General features: G+C 72.8%; 16 protein-coding genes. 14 read left to right on the top strand and 2 right to left on the bottom strand.

Going from position 1 to position 18614, the window contains the following annotated elements:
- Positions 1–3: 3 nt before the first annotated feature.
- Positions 4–1443 carry an MFS transporter gene (locus tag ABZ565_RS22320; RefSeq protein ID WP_361029504.1) on the bottom strand — a complete coding sequence of 480 codons (1440 nt, stop codon included), beginning with the start codon at positions 1441–1443 and terminating at the stop codon, positions 4–6.
- A gap of 347 nt (positions 1444–1790) precedes the next feature.
- Between ABZ565_RS22320 and ABZ565_RS22315 the strand changes: the two genes are divergently transcribed.
- The 11 genes from ABZ565_RS22315 to ABZ565_RS22265 all read left to right on the top strand — a co-directional run bounded on the left by ABZ565_RS22315 (position 1791) and on the right by ABZ565_RS22265 (position 12111).
- Positions 1791–3275, top strand: coding sequence for an aldehyde dehydrogenase (locus ABZ565_RS22315; protein ID WP_361029501.1), 1485 nt, complete (start codon positions 1791–1793; stop codon positions 3273–3275).
- Positions 3276–3313: 38 nt separating this feature from the next.
- Positions 3314–4261 carry a VOC family protein gene (locus ABZ565_RS22310; protein ID WP_361029498.1) on the top strand — a complete coding sequence of 316 codons (948 nt, stop codon included), beginning with the start codon at positions 3314–3316 and terminating at the stop codon, positions 4259–4261.
- On the top strand, positions 4258–5097 hold the full coding sequence (locus tag ABZ565_RS22305) for an aspartate dehydrogenase domain-containing protein (RefSeq protein WP_361029495.1): 840 nt from the start codon (positions 4258–4260) through the stop codon (positions 5095–5097). The genes ABZ565_RS22310 and ABZ565_RS22305 overlap by 4 nt, the downstream gene beginning before the upstream one ends.
- Positions 5094–5897, top strand: a complete 804-nt coding sequence (locus ABZ565_RS22300; protein WP_361029492.1) for an alpha/beta hydrolase — start codon at positions 5094–5096, stop codon at positions 5895–5897. Before ABZ565_RS22305 ends, ABZ565_RS22300 begins: the two co-directional genes overlap by 4 nt.
- 49 nt (positions 5898–5946) lie before the next feature.
- Positions 5947–6462, top strand: a complete 516-nt coding sequence (locus ABZ565_RS22295) for a cupin domain-containing protein (protein ID WP_361029700.1) — start codon at positions 5947–5949, stop codon at positions 6460–6462.
- Positions 6462–7220 (top strand): SDR family oxidoreductase, encoded by a 759-nt coding sequence (locus ABZ565_RS22290; protein ID WP_361029489.1) that lies wholly within the window; start codon positions 6462–6464, stop codon positions 7218–7220. The genes ABZ565_RS22295 and ABZ565_RS22290 overlap by 1 nt, the downstream gene beginning before the upstream one ends.
- Before the next feature lie 131 nt (positions 7221–7351).
- Complete coding sequence (locus ABZ565_RS22285) at positions 7352–8137, top strand: SDR family oxidoreductase (protein ID WP_361029486.1); 786 nt, start codon at positions 7352–7354, stop codon at positions 8135–8137.
- A 33-nt stretch (positions 8138–8170) separates the two neighbouring features.
- Entirely contained in the window at positions 8171–9841 is a 1671-nt protein-coding gene (locus tag ABZ565_RS22280) for a thiamine pyrophosphate-binding protein (RefSeq protein WP_361029483.1), read from the top strand.
- The gene (locus ABZ565_RS22275) at positions 9838–10794 is read left to right on the top strand and encodes a PDR/VanB family oxidoreductase (protein WP_361029480.1); all 957 of its coding nucleotides are present in this window, start codon (positions 9838–9840) and stop codon (positions 10792–10794) included. The genes ABZ565_RS22280 and ABZ565_RS22275 overlap by 4 nt, the downstream gene beginning before the upstream one ends.
- 20 nt (positions 10795–10814) lie before the next feature.
- On the top strand, positions 10815–11036 hold the full coding sequence (locus ABZ565_RS22270; protein WP_361029477.1) for a recombinase-like helix-turn-helix domain-containing protein: 222 nt from the start codon (positions 10815–10817) through the stop codon (positions 11034–11036).
- Between the two features lie 7 nt (positions 11037–11043).
- Entirely contained in the window at positions 11044–12111 is a 1068-nt protein-coding gene (locus ABZ565_RS22265) for an aromatic ring-hydroxylating dioxygenase subunit alpha (protein ID WP_361029474.1), read from the top strand.
- Positions 12112–12253: 142 nt separating this feature from the next.
- Here ABZ565_RS22265 and ABZ565_RS22260 read toward each other — a convergent pair whose 3' ends face one another.
- The gene (locus tag ABZ565_RS22260; RefSeq protein WP_361029471.1) at positions 12254–12766 is read right to left on the bottom strand and encodes a MarR family transcriptional regulator; all 513 of its coding nucleotides are present in this window, start codon (positions 12764–12766) and stop codon (positions 12254–12256) included.
- A 128-nt stretch (positions 12767–12894) separates the two neighbouring features.
- Here ABZ565_RS22260 and pepN point away from each other — a divergent pair, with 128 nt between their 5' ends.
- From pepN to ABZ565_RS22245, 3 genes are all read left to right on the top strand, one after another.
- Positions 12895–15396 (top strand): aminopeptidase N, encoded by a 2502-nt coding sequence (gene pepN, locus ABZ565_RS22255; protein ID WP_361029468.1) that lies wholly within the window; start codon positions 12895–12897, stop codon positions 15394–15396.
- 368 nt (positions 15397–15764) lie between these two features.
- Positions 15765–17168: an aminotransferase class I/II-fold pyridoxal phosphate-dependent enzyme gene (locus tag ABZ565_RS22250; RefSeq protein WP_361029465.1), complete on the top strand. Its 1404-nt coding sequence runs from the start codon at positions 15765–15767 to the stop codon at positions 17166–17168.
- Complete coding sequence (locus ABZ565_RS22245) at positions 17165–18586, top strand: SidA/IucD/PvdA family monooxygenase (protein WP_361029462.1); 1422 nt, start codon at positions 17165–17167, stop codon at positions 18584–18586. The genes ABZ565_RS22250 and ABZ565_RS22245 overlap by 4 nt, the downstream gene beginning before the upstream one ends.
- Positions 18587–18614 lie beyond the last annotated feature (28 nt).

The raw sequence follows: 18614 nt of genomic DNA, 5'->3' as shown, positions 1-18614 counted from the left end.
CCGTCAGGGCGAGATCTCCTCCAGGGAACGGTTCGCCGTCTCCTCGGCCAGGGTGCCGGCGACCACCGCGCCGGCCACCGCCACCGCGGCGAGCATCACGAAGACCGCGACGACGCTGTCGTTCGCCGCGTAGACGACCCCGACCAGGATCGGGCCGAGGATCACGCCCAGGCGGTTGACCGCGCCGCCGACGCTGCACCCGAGTGCCCGCATCCGGGTCGGGTACAGCTCCGGGGTGTACAGGTACAGGCAGATGTTGGAGCCGAAGAAGCCGACCGCCGAGAGCGAGGTCCAGATCAGGACCTGGACGGGGGAGCCGGCGCCGAGTGCGGCCAGGGTGAGCAGCAGGGCCGCCGAGGCGCCGAGGCAGATCGCGAAGATCCGGCGGCGGCCCAGGACGTCCACCGTGAGCGCGACGATCAGGCAGCCGAGCAGGCCGGCGACCGAGGTCACCGTGGAGTAGAGCAGGGCGTCGGAGAGGCCGAGGCCGTACTCGTCCTTGTAGATGCTGGGGAGCCAGGACGTCACGCCGTAGTTCACGAAGTAGCCGGTGAACCAGATCGCGCCGACCACCAGCGTGCGGCGCCGGTAGCGGCCGGTGAACAGACCGCGCACGCCGGTCGCCGCCCGCTCCGCGGCGGTGGCGGCGGTGGGGGCCGTTGCCGTGGCCTGTTCCGGAGCACCCGCGGTGCCCGGGGCCGGGAGCGGCCGCCCCGTCGCGGCGGCCACCTTCGCCTCGATCCCGGCCATCACCGCCTCCGCCTCCGCGAGCCGGCCCCGGTCCGCGAGCCAGCGCGGGGACTCCGGGACCCGGCGCTGCACGAGGAAGGCCAGCAGACCGGGGACGGCGGCGACCGCGAACATCGTGCGCCAGCCCGCGGCCGGGACGACCCAGGCCGCGACCAGCGCGCCGACGGTGAGGCCCGCCGGGAAGACCAGCTCGTACAGCAGGACGAAGCGGCCCCGCTTGAAGCTGCGCGTGACCTCGCTGATGAAGGCCGCCGCCACCGGCACCTCGCCGCCGATCGCGAGCCCCTGCACGAAGCGGAGCGCCAGGAACGGGGTGAGCGAGGTACAGGCGGTGAGGGCCAGGCTCACCAGGCCCGACAGGGCGATGCAGTACGCGATGACCTTCACCCGGCCGTAGCGGTCGGCCAGCCGCCCCGAGAGCAGGGCGCCGACGAGCATGCCGACCGAGCCGACGGTCAGGACGGCCGTGGCGTCGCCGGTGGACAGGTGCCACTCGTCCCGCAGTTCGGGCAGCGCGTAGGCGATCAGCAGTTGGTCGAACGCCTCGAAGAAGGTGACCACGCCCACGATCAGGCGGACGGTGACGTGCCAGCGGGAGGGCGGCAGCCGTTCGAACCGGGCCGCGATGGCGGTGCGGGTGGTACCGGCGGGCGAGGGGCCCGGCGCGGCGTCCTGTGAGATGTCGGTGCTCATCCAGGGTTCCTCCTGCTCCGCGGGGGGCCCGGAGCGGTTGGGGGAGCCAGGTGTACGTGTTCGCAGAGGGTGCGGGTGAGCTGAGCGTACGGGTGGGGGAGCGGTACGCGGTGCCCGTGAGGCGGTGACATCGCCCACGAACCTCTGTAAGCACCTAGCTTCTTAGGGCTTAAGTTCTATCGGTCCGGGGGTGGCGGCCGTCAAGAGCCGGGGAGCAAAAGACTTTTTGACCGGGCTTTTTGCCCAGGGGGGCTTGCGGGTAATTACTTAAGTGCTTAGCTTTTTAGCCCTGAGGTACCCGGCTCCGGCCGGACCGAGAACCCATCCCGACCGCAGGAGGCCAACCGATGCTTGCCGACGAGGTGTTGGTCGCAGGACAGTGGCGCCAGGGCCGGGGCGCCCTCATCGAGACCACCGACCCGGCCACCGGCCAGGTCATCGCCACCGTGCACGCCGCATCCCTCGAAGACGTCGAGGAAGCCGCCGCCGCGGCCACCCGGGCCGCCCAGGACCCCGCCTGGCGCGGACTGCCCGCCCACCTCCGCGCCCGGCTGCTGCACCGCGTCGCCGATCTCGTCGAGCAGAGCGCCGACCGGCTCTCCGCCCTCCAGACCGCCGACACCGGCAAGTGCCGCACCGAGACCCGCGCCCTCGTGCTCAGCGCCGCCGGCACCTTCCGCTACACCGCCGCCGCCCTGGAGACCGCCGAGGACGCCCTCACCCCCGCCCGCGGCCCGTACCTCACGATGAGCGTCCACGAACCCATCGGCGTCGTCGGCGCGATCACCCCCTGGAACTCGCCGATCGCCAGCGACGCCCAGAAGCTCGCCCCCGCCCTCGCCGCCGGCAACGCCGTGCTCCTCAAGCCCGCCGAATGGACACCCCTCGTCGCCCTCGCGCTCGGCCGCCTGGTCCACCAGGCCCTCACCGAGGCCGGCCTGCCGACCGCCCTGCTCTCCGTCCTGCCCGGCCGCGGCAGCGTCATCGGCGACGCGATCGTCCGCCACCCCGCCGTCGGCAAGGTCACCTTCACCGGCGGTACGGAGACCGGCCGCACCCTCGCCCACGCCGCCGCCGACAAGCTGATCCCGGTCTCCCTCGAACTCGGCGGCAAGTCACCGACGATCGTGCTGGAGGACGCCGACCTCGAACAGGCCCTGGCCGGCGTCATGTACGGGATCTTCTCCTCCAGCGGCCAGAGCTGCATCGCCGGCTCCCGCCTCTTCGTGCACCGCTCCCGCTACGAGGAGTTCCTCGGCGAACTCGTCGCCCGCACCGGGAAGCTGCGCGTCGGCCCCGGCACCGACCCGGACACCCAGGTCGCCCCGCTGGTCCACCACCGCCACCGCGACAGCGTCGCCGCCTACGTCGACCTGGCCCGCGAGGAGGGCGCCACCATCCGCTGCGGGGGAGCGGCACCCGAGGGCGAGCGCTACCGGGACGGCGCCTACTACCTGCCCACCGTCCTGGACGGCCTGCCCAGCACCGCCCGGATCTGCCAGGAGGAAATCTTCGGACCGGTCCTGGTCGCCCTGCCCTTCGAGGACGAGGACGACCTCGTCGCCCAGGCCAACGACAGCGTCTACGGGCTCGCCTGCGGCATCTGGACCCGCGATCACGCCCGCGCCTGGCGGCTCGCCCGCCGCATCGACGCCGGCACCGTCTGGATCAACACGTACAAGCAGTTCAGCATCTCCACCCCGTTCGGCGGGCTGAAGGACAGCGGCATCGGCACCGAGAAGGGCCGCGACCTCATCCGCGGCTACCAACGGCAGAAGTCCCTCTACTGGGCCACCGACACCACCCCGCTGCCCTGGGCCGCCGCCCACTGACACCGCACGCGCCCCACCCACCCGAGCGGGAGGACACCATGCCCCACGACCACCCCCACGACCGGCCGATAGCCCGGCTCCGCGCCCTGCGATCCGTCGAACTCCACACGCCCGCCCTCACCGAGTCCGCCGACTTCTACGCCGAGGTCTGGGGCCTGGAACCCGTCGAACGCGACACCGACGCCACCTGGCTGCGCGGCACCGGCGAGGAACACCACGTCCTGCACCTCACCCGCGCCGCACGCAACGGCCTCGGCCGCATCAGCTTCGCCGTCGCCACCCCCGCCGAGATCGACGAGGCCGCCCGCCGCCTCCTCGCCCGCGGCATCGTCCCCGTCGCCGGACCCGGCCCCCTCGACCAGGTCGGCGGCGGCTACGGACTCCGCTTCACCGACCCCGAGGGCCGGCTGATCGAACTCAGCGCCCAGACCCACGCCGTCACCCCGCGCGGCCGGGACGGCGCCGTCCCCGTCGGCGTCACCCACACCGTCCTCAACACCACGGACATCGACGCCGCCGTCTCCTTCTACACCTCCGTGCTCGGACTGCGGGTCTCCGACTGGTCCGAGCACCAGATGGCCTTCCTGCGCTGCAACGCCGACCACCACTGCATCGCCTTCAACCAGGCCGAGTGGACCTCCCTCAACCACGTCGCCTACGAGATGCCGTCCGTCGACCACTTCATGCGCGGCCTCGGCCGGCTCCGCCACCACGGCATCACCCCCCAATGGGGACCCGGCCGGCACGGCCCAGGCAACAACACCTTCTCCTACTTCACCGACCCGGCCGGACTCGTCTGCGAATACACCTCCGAGGTCGCTCAGATCGTGGAGGACGCCTGGATCGCCAAGGTCTGGCGCCGCACCCCCGACCTCTCCGACCTCTGGGGCACCGCCGGACCCCCCTCGCCCGGAATCCGCCGCCACATGGCCGGCACCCCCGACCCCGGACCCCTCGCCACCGCACCGGAAGAGGTGACCGCATGACCGCCGTCCTCACCCCCGGCCCGGACACCCCCGCCCGCCCCGGCCACACCGTGCGCCGCGTCGCCCTCGTCGGCTGGGGCGCCATCGGACGCGTCGTCGGCACCGCCCTCGCCGAGGGCCGCGTCCCCGGCGCCGAACTCACCTGCGTCATCGACAACCGGCCCCTCGTGGACGCCCCCGCACCCCAGCTCTCCTTCGAGGACGCCCTCGCCGTCTGCGACCTCGTCGTGGAAGCGGCCGGCCAGGCCGTCGTACGGGAATGGGCCGAGCGCGTCCTCACCAGCGGCGCCGACCTGCTCATCGCCTCCACCGGCGCCCTGGTCGACCCCGACCTCACCGCACGCCTGCGCGCCGCCGGACCCGGCCGCGTCTACTTCACCGGGGGCGCCGTCGGCGGCCTCGACCTCCTCCAGGCCGTCCGCGGACTCGGCCCCCTCACCTCCGTCACCCTCACCACCACCAAGCTGCCCGCCACCCTCCACCAGCCCTGGATGGACGACGAGCTCACCACCCGGCTGCGCACCACCACCGAACCCGTCGAGGTCATGCGCGGCACCGCCCGGGACGTCCCGGTCAAGTTCCCCAAGTCGACCAACGTCGCCGCCTCGGTCGCCCTCGCCACCGGCGACCCCGACCTCGTCCAGGTCGTCGTCGTCGCCGACCCGGACGCCACCCTCACCCGGCACGTCATCGAGGCGGCGGGCCCGCACGGCAGCTACCGCTTCGAGGTCGCCCACCGCCCCGACGCCGCCAACCCCGCCACCAGCCAGGTCGTCCCGCACGCCGTGCTCCGCAGCCTCGGCGCCGTCGTCGGACGGGCGGGACAGATCCTGTGAACGCCGCGACGCTCACGTCCGGGACCGTCCACACCCGCGAAGCCGGCGACCCGGACGCCCCGCTCCTGCTCTGCCTCCACGGCATCGGCTCCTCCTCCGCCGCCTTCACCCCCCAGCTCGACGGCCTCGCCGACCAGGTACGGGTCGTCGCCTGGGACGCCCCCGGCTACGCGGACTCCGCCGACCCCCGCCACGCTCCCGGCCTCGACGGCTACGCGGACACCGCCGCCGCCCTCATCCGCGAGCGCGGCGGCCCCGCCCACGTCCTCGGCGTCTCCTGGGGCGGCGTCATCGCCCTCCGCCTCGCCGCCCGCCACCCGGATCTCGTCGCGTCCCTGATCGTCGCCGACTCCAGCCGGGGCTCGGGCACCCACCCGGACAAGGCCGGGGCCATGCGCGCCCGGGCCGCCCAGCTCGCCGCCGAAGGGCCCGAGACGTTCGCCGCCGCCCGCGGACCCCGCCTCGTCTCGGACGCCGCACCGCCCGACCTCGTCGCACGCGTCGTCGCCACCATGGCCGCCTCCGTCCGCAGCCCCGGCTACGGCTACGCCGCCGACGCCATGGCCGACGCCGACCTCACCGACGACCTGCCCGCCATCACCGCCCCGGCCCTCGTGCTCTGCGGCGAACAGGACACGGTCACCGGCACCGCCGAGTCCCAGGCCATCGCCGGGGGCCTGGAGAAATCCGTCTACGTCACCCTCTCCGGCGCCGGACACCTCGCCAACCAGGAACGCCCCGAGGCGTTCAACGCCTGGGTCCGCGCCCACCTCCACGTCGTCGCCCGCCTACCCGCGTAACGACGAACCCCCCACCCACCCCCGACACACCGAGGAGCATCCCGTGCCCATCGACAAGACCCCGTACGAGAACAACGGCGACCTGGCGAGGTTCACCGACTCGCTCATCGCCACCAAGGACTCCCGCGAACCCGACTGGGACACCCTCTCCTTCCAGGAGAAGGCCGGCGCCCAGTACCGCCGCGCCCAGATCCGGTACGTCGGCTCCGGCGCCACCGGCAACCACGAGAACGACAACCGCATCCTGCCCTCGGGCGGCTTCACCCTCTCCAACATGCTGCTCCCGCCGGGCGCCGAGGGCCCCGAGCACACCCACCACGACGTGGAGGAGGCGTTCTTCGTCCTGGAGGGGCAGGTCAGGGTCGGCATCCACCGCGGCGCCGACGAGAGCGAGTACCGCACCCTCGGCTACCGCGACATGATCGTCGTCCCCGCCGGAGTGGCCCGCTCCCTGAAGAACGAGGGCGACACCGACGCCCTGTTCTGCGTCATCATCGGCACTCGGAAGCCGCAGGTGCCGACCTACCCCGAGCACTCGCCGATGCACGGCGTCACCCGCGACTGATGGGCGCCGACGACACCCCCCGCACGGTCGTCGTCACCGGCGCGGGCCGCGGCCTCGGACTGGCCGCGGCCCGCCGGATCGGCGGCGACGGACACCGCGTCGTCATCGCCGAACTGGACGAGACCACCGGCCGGCAGGCGGCCGGGAAGCTGCGCGCCGACGGCATCACCGCGGACTACCACCCGCTCGACGTCGCCGACCCGCGCTCCGTCGCCGCCCTCGCCGACACCCTCGCCGGTGACGGCAGCCGGCTGTACGGGCTGGTCAACAACGCCGGCCTGGCCAACGCGGTCGGCGGCAAGCCGTTCCACGAGATCGACGTCGAGGCGTGGGACCGCATCATGACGGTCAACGCGCGCGGACCCTGGCTCGTCGCCCGCGCCCTCCTCCCGCTCATGCGGGCCCACGGCACCGGACGCATCGTCAACCTCGCCTCCGACGCCGCGCTCTACGGCTCGCCCCGGCTCGCCCACTACATCGCGTCCAAGGGCGCCGTGATCTCCCTGACCCGGGCGATGGCCCGGGAGACGGGCGACCTCGGCATCACCGTCAACGCGGTGGCGCCCGGTCTCACGGAAGGGGAGTCCGCCGTGGACATCCCCGCCGAACGCCACGAGCTGTACCGGCTGAACCGGGCGATCTCCCGCCCCCAGCAACCGTCCGACCTGGTCGGCCTCATCGCCTTCCTCATCGGCGAGGAATCCGGCTACATCACGGGCCAGACGTTCGCCGTGAACGGCGGCTTCACGATGCAGTGACGCATGAAAGCCCGTCCGGCGATTGAGGACACGCAATTCGAGTCCGTCCGGCGATTGAGGACACCACCCGCACCGGTGTCCCGGTGCCCCCGCGGAGCGCCCCGCACCCCACCCGAAAGGAGCCCGCGCCCATGGACCTCCACCTGGAAGGCCACCGCATACTCGTCACCGGCGGCAGCTCCGGCGTCGGCCTCGCCACGGTCCGCGCGCTCCTCGCGGAGGGCGCCCGCGTCGCCACCTGCGGCCGCCGCCCCGACGCCCTCGCCGCCGCCCTCGACGGCCTTGCCGGACCCGACACGCTCTACCACGCCCCCTGTGACGTCACCGACGAGGCCGCCGTACGCGCCTTCACCGACGCCGCCGCCGACCACCTCGGCGGCCTCGACGGCCTCGTCAACAACGCCGGCGCCTCCCGGATGAAGCCCTTCGCCGAGACCACCACCGCCGACTGGCGCGAGGAGCTGGAGCTCAAGTTCTTCGGCGTCCTCAACCCGCTGAACGCCGCCCTGCCCCACCTCCGCGCCTCCGGCGCCGCCTCCGTCGTCAACATCAACGCCGTCCTCGCCAAACAGCCCGAGACCCGGCTGATGACCACCAGCGCCGCCCGCGCCGGCATCCTCAATCTCTCCACCTCGCTGTCCAAGGAACTGGCCCCCGACGGCATCCGCGTCAACTCCGTCTGCCTGGGCCTCATCGACACCGGGCAGTGGGAACGCCGGTACGCCGCCTCCGGCAGCCCCTTGGACTACCCCGCCTGGCAGGCCGGACTGGCCGCCGACCGCGGCATCGCCCTCGGCCGCCTCGGCAACGCCGACGAAGTCGCCTACGCCGTCACCACCCTTCTCTCACCCCGGGCGTCCTACATCACCGGCACCACCGTCGACGTCTGCGGCGGCGTCAACCGCGCGGTCGCGTAACCCACCCCTCAACCCCCCTCAGGAGCACCCGACATGACCCGACCCAACGGCGGCGACCTGCTCGTCGAGACGCTACGAGGACTGGGCGTCGACACGGTGTTCGGCATCGTCAGCGTGCACAACCTGCCGCTCGTCGAAGCCGTGGACCGCGATCTGCGCTTCGTCCCCGTCCGCCACGAGGCCGCCGCGGTCAACGCCGCCGACGGTTACGCCCGCGCCACCGGCCGGCTCGGCTGCGCCCTCACCAGCACCGGTACGGGAGCGGGCAACGCGGCCGGCTCCCTCATCGAGTCCCTCAGCTCCGGCACTCCCGTCCTGCACATCACCGGGCAGATCGACAGCGCGTACCTCGGCTCCGGGCGCGGCTTCATCCACGAGACCAAGGACCAGCTCGGCATGCTCCGCGCGGTCTCCGCGCACGCCGTCACCGTCACCGACGCCGAGAGCGCCGGCGACCTCCTGCGCGAGGCGGCCGCCCGCGCCCTGACCGCCCCGCACGGCCCGGTCAGCGTCGAGTGGCCCATCGACCTCCAGTTCGCCCCCCAGCGGCTCACCGGTACCCCCGTCCCCGCACCCGCCACCCCGGCCCTGCCCGACGCCGCCCTCCTGGACGAAGCGGCCGCCCTGCTGTCCGCCGCCCACCGCCCCCTGTTCTGGGCCGGCGGCGGCGCCAACACCGCCCGCCCCGAGACCGCGGCCCTCCTCGACGCCCTCAACGCCGGGCTCGTCACCTCCAACTCCGGCCGGGGTTCCGTCCCCGAGTCCGACGAGCGGGTCCTCGGCAACTACGCCACCGCCCCGGCCGGCCGCGCCCTGCTCGCCGAAGCCGACGTACTGCTCACCATCGGCACCCACTTCCGCTCCAACGAGACCGCCGACTACGGCCTCGAACTCCCCGCCACCCACATCCAGATCGACCTGGACCCCGCCGCCCCCGGCCGCGTGTACCCGGCGACCGTCGCCCTCACCGGCGACGCCTCCGCCGTCCTCGCCGCCCTCCTCGGCCGTGTCACCAGCGGCAGTACGGAGCCGAGCTGGCCCGGCCGCGTACGCGAGGCCCGTCACGCCGCCCGCGCCGCGCAGCGCCACGCCATCGGACCCCAGGCCGCGATCAACGACGCGATACGCGACGCCTGCCCGCCCGGGTCCGTCATCGCCCGGGACGTCACCATCCCGTCCTCCACCTGGGGAAACCGGCTCCTGGAGATCACCGACCCGGCCACCAACGTCTTCCCGCGCGGCGGCGGCATCGGCCAAGGGCTCGCCATGGGCATCGGCGCCGCACTCGGCCGCCCCGGCACCCCCACCGTCGTCATCGCCGGAGACGGCGGCCTCGCCGTCCACCTCGGCGAACTCCTCACCCTCGCCCAGGAGAAGCCCGACCTCACCCTCCTCGTCTTCAACGACGGCGGCTACGGCGTCCTGCGCAACATGCAGGACAACCACTTCCCCCGCCGCTCCGGAGTCGACCTCACCACCCCCGACTTCGCCCTGCTCGCCGCCGCCACCGGCCTCCCGTACGCACGGATCGCGGCCGAGGCCGACGCCGGACCCGTCATCAAGGAAGCCGTCGCGACCCCGGGCCCCACCCTCGTGGAGATCGACCTCACCGCACTGGGCCCGATGAACACCCCGTTCACCCCGCCCGTCAAACTCCCCGCCACCGCCACCGACACCCCCGCAGAAGGAGGCAACCCGTCATGACACCCGCCGAGGAACCCCGGCTCGACCTGCTCGTCCACCGCATGACGTGGGAGGCCGACGGAGTCCTGAGCATCGAACTCACCCACCCCGAGGGCAAACCCCTCCCCGCCTGGCGGCCCGGCGCCCACATCGACGTCCACACCGGCGGCCACGTCCGCCAGTACTCGCTGTGCTCCGACCCCGCCGACACCACCCGCTGGCGCATCGGCGTCCTGCGCGAACCCGCCTCCCGGGGCGGCTCCGCCCACATCCACCACGAACTCCGCCCCGGCCGCACCGTCCACGTCCAGGGCCCCCGCAACCACTTCGCGCTCGACCCCGACGCCCCCGGCTACCTCTTCATCGCCGGCGGCATCGGCATCACCCCGCTCCTGGCCATGGCCCGCGAAGCCGCCCGCACCCGCACCCCCTGGCGGCTCGTCCACGGCGGCCGCACCCGCGCCTCCATGGCCTTCACCGCCGAACTCACCGCCCTCGCCGGACAGCCCGGCGGCAGCGTCGAGTTCATCCCCCAGGACGAACAGGGCCACCCCGACCTCGACACCCTCCTGGGCCGCCTCGAACCCGGCACCCAGGTCTACTGCTGCGGCCCCGAACCCCTGCTCGCCGCCGTCGAGGAACGCTGCCCCCACGCCCGTACCGAACGCTTCGCCGCACCCGTCGCCGCACCCCGCGACGGCGAGGACACCGGCTTCGACATCGTCTGCTCCCGCACCGGCCGCACCGTCGAGGTCACCCCCGGCACCTCCGCGCTCGACGCCCTGGAGAACGCCGGCATCCCCGTCGCCTCCTCCTGCCGCGACGGCATCTGCGGCACCTGCGAGACCAAGGTCATCGAAGGCACCCCCGACCACCGCGACTTCCTCCTCAGCGAGGGCGAACGCGAGGCCGGCGCCTCGATGATGCTCTGCGTCTCCCGCTCCCGCACCCCCCGCCTCGTACTCGACCTCTGAACCGCCCGAAGGGAGCCGACATGACCGGCCCGCAGTACCTCGAACCGAACCAGGCCCGCACCGCCGAGCCCACCCCGTACGAGAAGAAGCTCGCCGCCGTGATCGAGGAGGTCTTCGGCGGCGGCGCCCACGACCTGCCCGGACTCGTCGCCGGACTCAACGCCCGCGACCTGCCCGCCCCCGACGGCAGCCCCTGGACCGAGGACACCTTCCGCACCGAGATGCGACGACTGGGAGCGTGAGACAGCCATGACCACCGCCACCACCACCGAACAGCCCGGCACCCCCACCCGCCCCTCCGAGGTCGCACGCCCCGGCGACCGCACCGCCGACCGCCTCTTCGCCACCGGCATCCGCAATCAGTGGTACGCCGTCTGCCCCTCGGACTTCGTGCCCGCGGGCGGCATGAAACGGCTCACCCTCCTCGGCGAGGAATGGCTCCTCTTCCGCCGCGCCGACGGCACCCTCCACATGCTGGAGGACCGCTGCCCCCACCGCGGCGCCCGCCTCTCCCTCGGCAAACACCTCGGCGACCGCATCGCCTGCTGGTACCACGGCGTCCAGGTCGACGGCACCGGCACCGTCGCCGCCGTCCCCGGCCTCCCCGGCTGCAACCTGGAGGGCAAACAGCTCGTCGCCGCCCCCCACCTCATCGAGACCGGCGGCGCGATCCTCGCCTACTTCGGCGACCACGCCCACGCCGAACCCGTCCCGCTCACACTCCCCGAACCCCTCACCGACCCCGGCACCTCGGCGTTCCTCTGCTACGCCGAGTGGAACGTCAACTGGCGCTACGCCGTCGAGAACCTGCTCGACCCCATGCACGGCTCGTTCCTCCACCGCGACTCGCACAGCATGGCCGAGGGCCAGACCACCGCCCGCTTCCGCATCCGCGAGACCGAACGCGGCTTCTTCTTCGAGAAGACCGACCAGAGCGGCGTCAACTTCGACTGGGTCGAGCTCTGCCGCACCGGCGTCGACTGGGTCGACCTCACCATCCCCTACCCGCCGACCGCCGGCCCCGGCGGACCCTTCGGCATCGTGGGCATGGCCACCCCCATCGACGAGGACCGCTGCGCCGTCTTCTTCTGGCGCTACCGCAAGGTCACCGACTGGCAGCGCGACACCTGGCGCTTCCTGTACAAGACGCTCCTGGAGGACCGCCACTGGGAGGTCCTCGAACAGGACCGCGTCATGCTGGAGGACCTGCGCACCGACGCCGACCAGGCGGAGAACCTCTACCAGCACGACCTGGGCGTGGTCCGGGTCCGCCGCATGTACCGCACGGAAGCGGAATCCCAGGCGGCGACGGCCTGAACAACGTCCTCAATCGCCGGCCACATCAAGCCCGTCCGGCGATTGAGGACACCTCCTCCGCACGGGGCGACGGCGCCAAAACAAGCCCGTCCGGCGATTGAGGACATCCCCCGCGCCGGGATCCCGGCGCCCCGCGGAGCCCCTACTCCCCGCCCTCCGCATCAAGAACCGACCGCTCCAGCTTCGCCAGCAACCGCGCGAGCTCCACGCACTCCGCCTCCGACAGCCCCGCCAGCATCCGCCGCTCGTTCTCCAGATGCTCCGAGAACAGCGCGTCGATCAGCGACAACCCCTCGTCCGTCAGCCGCGAGTGCACCACCCGCCGGTCCTGCGGATCACGCTCCCGCCGGATCAGCCCGTCCTTCTCCAGCCGGTCTATCCGCAGCGTCACACCCGCCGAGCTGATCAGCCCCGAATCGGCCAGCTCGCCCGCCGTACGCCGGAACGGCGCCCCCGCCCTGCGCAACGCCGTCAGCACGTCGAAGCCGGCCATCGACAGACCCTTGCGCTCCACGGGCCGCGAGATCGCCGTGCTGTACCGCAGAAACGCCCGGTGCAGCCGGCCGAAGACCTCCAGCGGAGCCGTGTCCAGCTCCGGCCGCTCCCGCCGCCAGTCCGCCACGATCGACGCCACCGCGTCCGCCCGCTCAGCCATCCCGGCCACACCTCCGTGCAGGTACACAATGGGGTAAGAATCTTAGCGCTCAAAGGACCCCCGAGCGGGCGCCCACCCCCATCGGAACCCGCCTGCGCGCCGCCCGGCCGATACGGCAGCATGTCCCCATGTCCGTACTGACGCGCGATGAAGCGCAGGCCCGAGCCCAGATCCTCGACGTACAGCGATACACGATCGAACTCGATCTCACCGCGGGGGAGGAGACCTTCGACTCCCGTAGCGTGATCGAGTTCACCGCCCGCACGGCCGGTGACACCTTCATCGAGCTCAAGCCCGCCACCCTGCGCTCGATCAGCCTCGACGGGCAGCCGCTGGACCCCGCGCACCTCACCGAGAACCGGTACCCCCTCACCGGCCTCACCGAAGGCCCGCACGAGATCCACGTCGACGCCGCCATGCGCTACTCCCGCACCGGCGAAGGCATGCACCGCTTCACCGACCCCAGCGACAACGAGACATACGTCTACACCCAGCTCTTCATGGAAGACGTCCAGCGCGTCTTCGCCGCCTTCGACCAGCCCGACCTCAAAGCCGTCTTCGCCCTCACCGTCACCGCCCCCGAAGGCTGGACCGTCCTCGGCAACGGCATCGCCGAGCACACCGGCGACGGCCACTGGACCCTCGCCCCCACCCCGCCGCTCTCCACCTACCTCGTCGCCGTCGCCGCCGGACCCTGGCACTCCGTGACCACCGAGCACGCCGGACTCCCCTTCGGCATCCACTGCCGCCGCTCCCTCGCCCCCCACCTCGACGCCGACGCCGACGAGATCCTCGACATCACCCGGGCCTGCTTCGACCGGTTCCAGGAGAAATTCACCGAGCCCTACCCCTTCGACTCCTACGACCAGGCGTTCGTCCCCGAATTCAACGCCGGCGCCATGGAGAACCCCGGACTCGTCACCTTCCGCGACGAATTCATCTACCGCTCCGCCGTCACCGACACCGAACGCCAGACCCGCGGCATGGTCATCGCCCACGAGATGGCCCACATGTGGTTCGGCGACCTCGTCACCCTCGCCTGGTGGGACGACATCTGGCTCAACGAGTCCTTCGCCGAGTACATGGGCTACCAGACCCTCGCCGAAGCCACCCGGTTCACCGACACCTGGGTCGACTTCGGCGTCGCCCGCAAGGGCTGGGGATACGACGCCGACCAGCGCCCCTCCACCCACCCCGTCGCCCCCGACCCGGCCGACGTCCCCGACACCGCCTCCGCCCTCCTCAACTTCGACGGCATCTCCTACGCCAAGGGCGCCTCCGCCCTGCGCCAACTCGTCACCTGGCTCGGCGAAAAGGACTTCCTCGCGGGCATCAACACCCACTTCGCCCGCCACAAGTTCGGCAACGCCACCCTCGCCGACTTCATCGACAACCTCGCCTCCGCCACCGACCGCGACGTCCACGCCTGGGCCGACCAGTGGCTCCGCACCACCGGCGTCGACACCCTCGCCGCACACACCACCGAGACCGACACCACCTGGACCCTCACCGTCGACCACCAGGGCACCCGCCCCCACCGCATCAGCGTCGGCGCCTACGACCACAGCCTCGACACCCAGCACGGCCCCACCCCCCTCGTCCTGCGCGAACGCTTCGACGCCGGCATCCCCGAAGAAGCCCCCGTCACCCGCCCCGGCCGCCGCCCCGCCCTCGTCGTCCTCAACGACGAAGACCTCACCTACGCCAAGATCCGGCTCGACCCGCACTCCTGGAACACCGTCCTGGACAGCCTCTCCGGCATCCCCGACGCCCTCACCCGCGCCGTCATCTGGAACGCCGCCCGCGACATGGTCCGCGACGGCGAACTCGCCCCCAGCACCTACCTCGAAGCCGCCCGCGCCCACCTCCCGTACGAAACCGACCTCGCCCTCCTCCAAGGCGTCCTCGCCTTCGCCGACACCCAGGTCGCCGGCCGCTACACCACCCCCGAGGACCGGCCCGCCGCCCTCGCCACCCTCACCGCCCTCTGCCGCGACCTCATCCGCCGCACCGAGGACGGCACCCACCCCGGCCTGCGCCTCACCGCCGTACGCCACCTCATCGACGCCGCCACCCAACCCGACACCATCCAGGGCTGGCTCGCCGACGACACCGTCCCCGGCGGACCCGAACTCGACCCCGAACTGCGCTGGCGCATCCTCACCCGCCTCGCCGTCCTCGGCGCCACCGACGAGACCGCCATCGACGCCGCCCTGGAGGACGACCCCAGCGCCACCGGCCAGGAAGGCGCCGCCCGCTGCCGCGCCGCCCTCCCCACCCCCGAGGCCAAGGCCGCCGCCTGGGACGCGATGTTCCACGACGACAGCCTTTCCAACTACCTCTTCACCGCCACCGCCCAGGGCTTCTGGCAACCCGAACAGACCGACCTCGTACGCGCCTACGTGCCCCGCTTCTACCCCGAGGCCGCCCAGCTCGCCGCCCGCCGCGGCCCCGCCATCGCCGAAGCCGCCGGACGCAACGCCTTCCCCGCCCACGCCGTCGACGCCGAAAGCCTCCGCACCGGCGAGGAAGCCCTGAACGACCCGGCCCTCACCCCGGCCCTCCGCCGCAAGCTCATCGACCAGATCGACGACCTGCGCCGCGCCCTGAACGTCCGCGACGCCAACTGACCCCACCGCACCACCCGTGCCCGGCCCGCCCCTCACCGCGAGGAGCGCGCCGGGCACACGCGTACCACCAGTCCGACGCACACCCGGACGGCCCGCCCGGCACCCCCGCGCGACGGCAGACCCGCACCCTCACAGAGCCCGCCCGGCGCCTCGTACACCCCCCAGCACACCCGTACAACCAACCAGGGCGCACCCGCACCCCCCCCATACCACCCCCACCCCCAGCGACCCGCCCCCGCCCACGCCCCGCCACCCTTTCGAGTTCAGATCACCCGGCTCCCCGGCCGCGCCACCCGAAACCCGGACAAGCTGGCACGCACACCCATGCCCGCACCCCGTCCACGCGCGCCCGAAGGACCACCCGCCCCATGCCCGTACCACCCCTCGCCGGATCCACCACCGGACCCGACGCCCTCCGCCCCCTCCTCGACACCGTCCTCACCGCCCTCGCCGAAGGCGCCCGACGCCGCGACGGCCCCCTCCCCGCAGGCGGACCCGACACCGTCACCCCCCGCACCCGCACCGCCCTCACCCCCCTCATCCCGGACCAGGGCACCGGCGCCCACCACGCCCTCACCACCCTCGTCCAAGCCCTCACCGAAGGCGCCGCCGACCCCGCCGACCCCCTCTGCGCCGCCCACCTCCACACCCCGCCCCTCGCCCTCGCCGCAGCCGCCGACCTCGCCGCCTCCGCCCTCAACCCCTCCATGGACTCCTGGGACCAGGCCCCCGCCGCCTCCACCCTCGAAGCCGACACCACCGCCGCACTCGCCGCCGAGATCTACCCCCACCACCCCGCACCCGACGCCCTCATCACCACCGGCGGCACCGAGGCCAACCAACTCGGCCTCCTCCTCGCACGCGAACGCCACGGCCCCGTCCAGACCATCACCGGCGCCAACGCCCACCACAGCATCACCCGCGCCGCCTGGCTCCTCGGCCTCCCCGAACCCCTGACCGTGCCCGCCCCGAACGGCACCATCGACGTCCCCGCACTCCACGAAACCCTCGCCCGCCACCACGGACAAGGCCCCCTCCTCGTCACCGCCACCGCCGGCACCACCGACACCGGCCAGATCGACCCCCTCACCGACATCGCCGACCTCTGCGCCCGCCACGGCGCCGAACTCCACATCGACGCCGCCTACGGCGGACCCCTCCTCCTCAGCCCCACCCACCGCCACCGCCTCACCGGACTCGACCGCGCCGACAGCGTCACCCTCGACCTCCACAAACTCGGCTGGCAGCCCGCATCCGCCGGAATCCTCGCCGTCCCCGACCGCCACCACCTCCACGCCCTCCACCACCGAGCCCCCTACCTCAACGCCGACGACGACACCGAAGCCGGCCTCCCCGACCTCCTCGGCCGCTCCCTGCGCACCACCCGCCGCCCCGACGCCCTCAAGATCGCCGTCACCCTCCGCGCCCTCGGCCGCACCGGACTCGCCGACCTCGTCGACCGCACCTGCGCCGCCGCCCACACCCTCGCCGACCTCATCACCCGCACCCCCGGCCTCGACCTCCACGACCGCCCCACCATCAGCACCGTCCTCTTCCGCCCCACCGACGCCGACGACCACACCGTCGCCACCATCCGCCGCACCCTCCTCACCCGCGGCCACGCCGTACTCGGCCGCACCCACACCCACGGCCGCCTCTGGCTCAAAGCCACCCTCCTCAACCCCCACACCACCCCCGACGACCTCCACCGCCTCCTCACCCTCGTCACCCACCTCACCGCCGAACTCAAGGAAGGCAGCACCCTCCGATGACCGCCGCCCCGCCCACCCCCGACCCCCACCGCACCCACGACCTCGTCGGCATCGGCATCGGCCCCTTCAACCTCTCCCTCGCCGCCCTCGCCCACGGCCTCCCCACCCCCCTCACCACCGCCTTCTACGAACAGCGCCCCGCCTTCCACTGGCACCCCGGACTCCTCATCGACGGCGCCACCCTCCAAGTCCCCTTCCTCGCCGACCTCGTCACCCTCGCCGACCCCACCAGCCCCTGGAGCTTCCTCAACTACCAACGCACCCAGAACCGCCTCTACCCCTTCTACTTCGCCGAGCGCTTCCACATCCACCGCGCCGAATACGACGCCTACTGCCGCTGGGTCAGCACACAGCTCCCCGGCCTCCACTTCGGCCACCAGGTCGACACCATCCGCTGGGACCCCCAGAACGCCCGCTTCGACATCGACCACACCCAGCTCGACACCCACGGCCGAGCCGAATCACTCGGCCGCACCCACACCCGCCACATCGCCCTCGGCATCGGCACCGAACCCCACATCCCCGAACCCCTCAAACCCCTCACCGACACCCACACCGGCACCGACACCGGTACCGCCCCCGTCATCCACTCCGCCGACTACCTCCACCACCGCGACCGCCTCCTCCGGGCCCGCCACATCACCGTCATCGGCTCAGGACAGTCCGGCGCCGAGATCTTCCTCGACCTCCTCCGCGCCCGCCCCACCGGAAACGAAGGACTCCACTGGCTCGCCCGCACCCCCGCCTTCGCCCCCATGGAGTACTCGAAACTCGGCCTCGAACACTTCACCCCCGACTACACCCGCTACTTCCACGCCCTCCCCGAAACCGTCCGCGACACCCTCGTCCCCCAGCAATGGCAACTCCACAAAGGCATCGACCACGACACCATCGCCGCCATCCACGACGAGCTCTACCGCCGCACCCTCCACGGCGGCTGGCCCGACGCCACCCTCACCCCCGGCGTCACCGTCCGCACCGCCGGACGCGTCGCCAACACCCGCGTCGAACTCCACCTCGAACACACCCAGCAATCCACCCGCACCCGCCTCACCACCGACGCCGTCATCCTCGCCACCGGCTACCGCGAACGCCCCCTCGACACCCTCCTCCACCACCTCACCCCCCACCTCCGCCGCGACACCGCGGGCCGCCCCCGCGTCGACGCCCACCACCGCCTCGACCTCGGCCCCGCCATCACCGGCCACATCTACGTACAGAACGCCGAACGCCACACCCACGGCGTCGGCACCCCCGACCTCGGCCTCGCCGCCTGGCGCAGCGCCACCATCCTCAACGACCTCACCGGCACCACCCCCTACCCCCTCCCACAACGCACCGCCTTCACCACCTTCGGCCTCACCCAACCCGCCATCCCCGCACAACAACCCACCCTCGTCCCCCTCACCCGCCCCTGAACAAAAAAGGGCGGCCGCCCCACCTCCC

The organism is Streptomyces sp. NPDC016469, from assembly GCF_040632905.1.
Lineage (GTDB): Bacteria > Actinomycetota > Actinomycetes > Streptomycetales > Streptomycetaceae > Streptomyces.
This window is presented reverse-complemented; position numbering and strand designations above follow the sequence as displayed.

Bases quoted from the DNA above. Each gene is read 5' to 3' on its own strand.
- ABZ565_RS22320 (WP_361029504.1), bottom strand. From the start codon at position 1,443: ATGAGCACCGACATCTCACAGGACGCCGCGCCGGGCCCCTCGCCCGCC.
- ABZ565_RS22315 (WP_361029501.1), top strand. From the start codon at position 1,791: ATGCTTGCCGACGAGGTGTTGGTCGCAGGACAGTGGCGCCAGGGCCGG.
- ABZ565_RS22310 (WP_361029498.1), top strand. From the start codon at position 3,314: ATGCCCCACGACCACCCCCACGACCGGCCGATAGCCCGGCTCCGCGCC.
- ABZ565_RS22305 (WP_361029495.1), top strand. From the start codon at position 4,258: ATGACCGCCGTCCTCACCCCCGGCCCGGACACCCCCGCCCGCCCCGGC.
- ABZ565_RS22290 (WP_361029489.1), top strand. From the start codon at position 6,462: ATGGGCGCCGACGACACCCCCCGCACGGTCGTCGTCACCGGCGCGGGC.
- ABZ565_RS22285 (WP_361029486.1), top strand. From the start codon at position 7,352: ATGGACCTCCACCTGGAAGGCCACCGCATACTCGTCACCGGCGGCAGC.
- ABZ565_RS22280 (WP_361029483.1), top strand. From the start codon at position 8,171: ATGACCCGACCCAACGGCGGCGACCTGCTCGTCGAGACGCTACGAGGA.
- ABZ565_RS22275 (WP_361029480.1), top strand. From the start codon at position 9,838: ATGACACCCGCCGAGGAACCCCGGCTCGACCTGCTCGTCCACCGCATG.
- ABZ565_RS22270 (WP_361029477.1), top strand. From the start codon at position 10,815: ATGACCGGCCCGCAGTACCTCGAACCGAACCAGGCCCGCACCGCCGAG.
- ABZ565_RS22265 (WP_361029474.1), top strand. From the start codon at position 11,044: ATGACCACCGCCACCACCACCGAACAGCCCGGCACCCCCACCCGCCCC.
- ABZ565_RS22260 (WP_361029471.1), bottom strand. From the start codon at position 12,766: ATGGCTGAGCGGGCGGACGCGGTGGCGTCGATCGTGGCGGACTGGCGG.
- pepN (WP_361029468.1), top strand. From the start codon at position 12,895: ATGTCCGTACTGACGCGCGATGAAGCGCAGGCCCGAGCCCAGATCCTC.
- ABZ565_RS22250 (WP_361029465.1), top strand. From the start codon at position 15,765: ATGCCCGTACCACCCCTCGCCGGATCCACCACCGGACCCGACGCCCTC.
- ABZ565_RS22245 (WP_361029462.1), top strand. From the start codon at position 17,165: ATGACCGCCGCCCCGCCCACCCCCGACCCCCACCGCACCCACGACCTC.